The organism is Acidiplasma cupricumulans (assembly GCF_001402935.1).
GTDB classification, from domain to species: domain Archaea; phylum Thermoplasmatota; class Thermoplasmata; order Thermoplasmatales; family Thermoplasmataceae; genus Acidiplasma; species Acidiplasma aeolicum.
In genome coordinates, this window is record NZ_LKBH01000054.1 from 1 (window position 1) to 3,249 (window position 3,249).

At 32.9% G+C, this 3,249-nt stretch carries 3 protein-coding genes; all 3 read right to left on the reverse strand.

Features of this window, described 5'->3' with window-relative positions:
- Positions 1–349: 349 nt before the first annotated feature.
- The 3 genes from AOG55_RS01865 to AOG55_RS01875 all read right to left on the reverse strand — a co-directional run bounded on the left by AOG55_RS01865 (position 350) and on the right by AOG55_RS01875 (position 3,089).
- Positions 350–664 (reverse strand): type II toxin-antitoxin system VapC family toxin, encoded by a 315-nt coding sequence (locus tag AOG55_RS01865; RefSeq protein WP_048101045.1) that lies wholly within the window; start codon positions 662–664, stop codon positions 350–352.
- A gap of 342 nt (positions 665–1,006) precedes the next feature.
- On the reverse strand, positions 1,007–2,422 hold the full coding sequence (locus AOG55_RS01870; protein WP_055040825.1) for an APC family permease: 1,416 nt from the start codon (positions 2,420–2,422) through the stop codon (positions 1,007–1,009).
- Between the two features lie 148 nt (positions 2,423–2,570).
- Positions 2,571–3,089, reverse strand: coding sequence for a gamma carbonic anhydrase family protein (locus AOG55_RS01875; RefSeq protein ID WP_054964156.1), 519 nt, complete (start codon positions 3,087–3,089; stop codon positions 2,571–2,573).
- Positions 3,090–3,249 lie beyond the last annotated feature (160 nt).

Here is a 3,249-nt window from a genome sequence, read left to right on the forward strand (position 1 = left end):
TTTAAGAATAGAGGAATTCAAAAAAATAAATTTAAAACAAAGGCAAATAAAATATATCCATAGGCAAAAATTAATTTTAGGAAAGAATTTAAAAAATTCATGGATAATATTTATGATAAAATATAAGGTATACAATTTATAATATTCAATAATAAGGCTTACAATATTGATTATTGATTTAATAGATACAAATAAAAAATTTAATGGCATTTAAAATATACGATCCAGCAGTATAATTATTCAACGCTCATTAAATAACTATCTGAACTATTGTGGTTAAGACTCAACAAAATTTGGATATAAAATAATGAAAGGTGTAATTTGTTTTGAATGAATCTAAATGAATAACCTAATGCATTTTAAAATCTATTATGCTTTTTCTTTTTAATTTCTTTATTTTATCGAAATCGGAGTCTTCTGATATAATGATGTTTGCCTTTTGTGTTATTGCAGTTGCTGCATGAATTGAATCTCTTGGACTGGTTTTATACCGTTTCATGATATTCATTGAAAGTGCCAGCAAATCCTGATTTATATCAACTAAATTCAGTCCAGGCATATTCAAAAAAGCTTCACCGGCAGATATCGCATCTTCAAAATTTCTATTCTTTTTTATTATCCAGATGATCTCATCAAAGGTTAATTTGTTACCAAGATAATGCATTATGGTTATATAGATCAAATAATCATAAAAATAGCCATCATAGACATATTAACTATTAAAATCTGTATAATAATTCAATGAGTTACACTGGTTCTTAATAACTGGATGGCAACATATGCGTATCCAGATATCAATGGAAAATATGATATTTTAGTATTATAAAAAATACATAAATACAATGCTTCTCTGGAATAAAGAGATTATCTTGTAAGGTAATAAGGTCTTTAAACATAAATACAAGAAATGATGTTGAGGGTATATTTTTATAATAATTTTAAATTAAAGGAGGCCTGTAAATGAGGTTAATAATTATGCAGCATGCTATTTTTAAAAATATATTTTTTAATCAACATTTACTGTTGCAATTTCCTCCACATTTCTTGATTTTATTAATGCGTATATTATTCCGAGTATAATCCATACACCTGCAGCTATTGCATATATTGAATAGGGATAAGATGGAAGTGGTACAAATGAATAATATATCGCCAGTATTAGAAATACAGACCCTATTACAGGTATTATTATGTGCTGAATAATCTTCATTTTTATTTTATTGGCCCTAACGTATCTTATGAGTGCGAAATTATTGATCATATGTGTTAGTATTAGCATTAATCCTATCATTATGAAAGGATAGACACCGCCGTTAAACGGCCCGAAGATGAGACCATTTATAAGTGCAAAGAAGAACCCAAATACTGTGATTAAAATTATTATTCTATGAGGTGTTTTATATTTTGGATGCGTTACCGCAAAATACCTTTTTGGAAATATTATATTATCCCTTGCCATGCCATAGGATGTTCTTGACAGTGAGTTATTAATCGCCAGACCAAACATGAAATAGCTATTATATATTATGACTGCAAAGGCTATTTCTGCTATTATGCCAAGATATTTTTTATACACTATTAAACCGGGGTCAGGTGATGTTGCAAATGTGCCCATATTTGACACGCCCCAGCCAACAGTAAGGGCATATGTAACAAGTATAACAGAAAGATCGATTATCATGACGAGCACCAGCGCCATTGGTATGTTTTTCTTTGGCTCCTTTGTTTCCTCTGCTATTGCCACCACCGATCCTGATCCCGCAAGGGTGGTAAATCCTATTATAAATGCAAGGAATACAGGCTGTAGCTTGCCGCCAACAGGTGCCAGTGTAAAAACTGAGGCTGTGTTTGATGGCCCTGAAAGGAAAATTATTATAATGCTGGTTATGACTAGAAATAGCACCTCGATTAATCCGGCTATCCATGCATAGTTCAATGATGGCTTTATTCCAAGGTATTCTATTATAAAAACAAAGAACATAAATGGAAGTATAAAAACTATCCAGAGATATGGTATGGATGAAATCTGCGGTGTCAGAAGATATATCAATGATGATGAACCCAGAAACGCAAAGGCAGGATATGCAAGCATTTCATTGCCAAGGAATAGCCAGCCCGTAAAAATGCCCCATCTTTTTCCAAGGCCGTTTGCGGCAAAGCCATAATATCCCGCGGCACTTGAGATGTATTTTGAAAACTGGTAATTGGTGTTCACCAGAAGAAAGTAACCGGCCCATGCGAGTAAAATGACCAGGGGCGTTGCACCAAGTGCTATTGCGGCCGTTCCTGTAATAAGCAGGGCGATATCAGCTGCAGGGGCAACGTGTGACTGCGACTGAAATACGGCATGGATTAAGCCCACGGCATTTCTCTTCAGTCCATAATTTTTAACAGGTTCAACATCCTTATTATCATCAACCATAAATAGAAATATTAGATAGGTGTTACTTAATCATTTCTATCATAACATAAATATATTATCAATAATTTACGAGAATTAGAATTTTTATTTCATTTTTCTAAAATTATGGATAAAATATTTAAGTAAAAGGTATTTATTTGATCCCTAATTACATTTTATTCAGGTTGTTTTTATACCTCTCCGTGAACGTATTGTAATTTTTCTTATAGTCCGTCCATAACCTCTTGTAATCCTCGGATACCCTGCCTATAACCCTTGCCGGAATACCAACAGCTATGGATTCGTCCGGTATTTTATCCTTGTTTTTAACAACAGCACCCTCGCCAACAGCAGCCCATGTGCCCACCTCTGCAAAATCAGAGACAGTAGAATTCATGCCTATTACAGCATAATCTCTTATTGTACCAGTATGTATAACCGATAAATGGCCAATGGTTACATGCTTTCCTATGTATGTTTTCTCACCAGGCCTTGCGTGAATCACACAGTTGTCCTCTACTGCAGAGTAATCATCTATCTCTATTGTGCCATAATCGCCCCTTAAAACAGCTCCCGGGCCAATCCATACATGATTGCCTATTATAACATTGCCTATGATTGTGGCATTTTCAAAAACATATGCGGTATCACTTATCTTTGGTATTCTTCCCTCAAACCCATAAATCATAATGCCTTAACTGTGCTGAATATATAAACATAGCGCATTTTTAAATGTATGCATTATAAAATTTATAACCTTTTTTAATCTAGTATTTACACTGTACATAAATTATTATTATTTATTATTACAGCAATTTTTTTTAATATTAATTTTCATTTACCATAAG

Excerpts from the sequence above, each read along its gene's own strand:
- AOG55_RS01865 (WP_048101045.1), bottom strand. The coding sequence starts at position 664 with ATGCATTATCTTGGTAACAAATTAACCTTTGATGAGATCATCTGGATA.
- AOG55_RS01875 (WP_054964156.1), bottom strand. The coding sequence starts at position 3,089 with ATGATTTATGGGTTTGAGGGAAGAATACCAAAGATAAGTGATACCGCA.
- AOG55_RS01870 (WP_055040825.1), bottom strand. The coding sequence starts at position 2,422 with ATGGTTGATGATAATAAGGATGTTGAACCTGTTAAAAATTATGGACTG.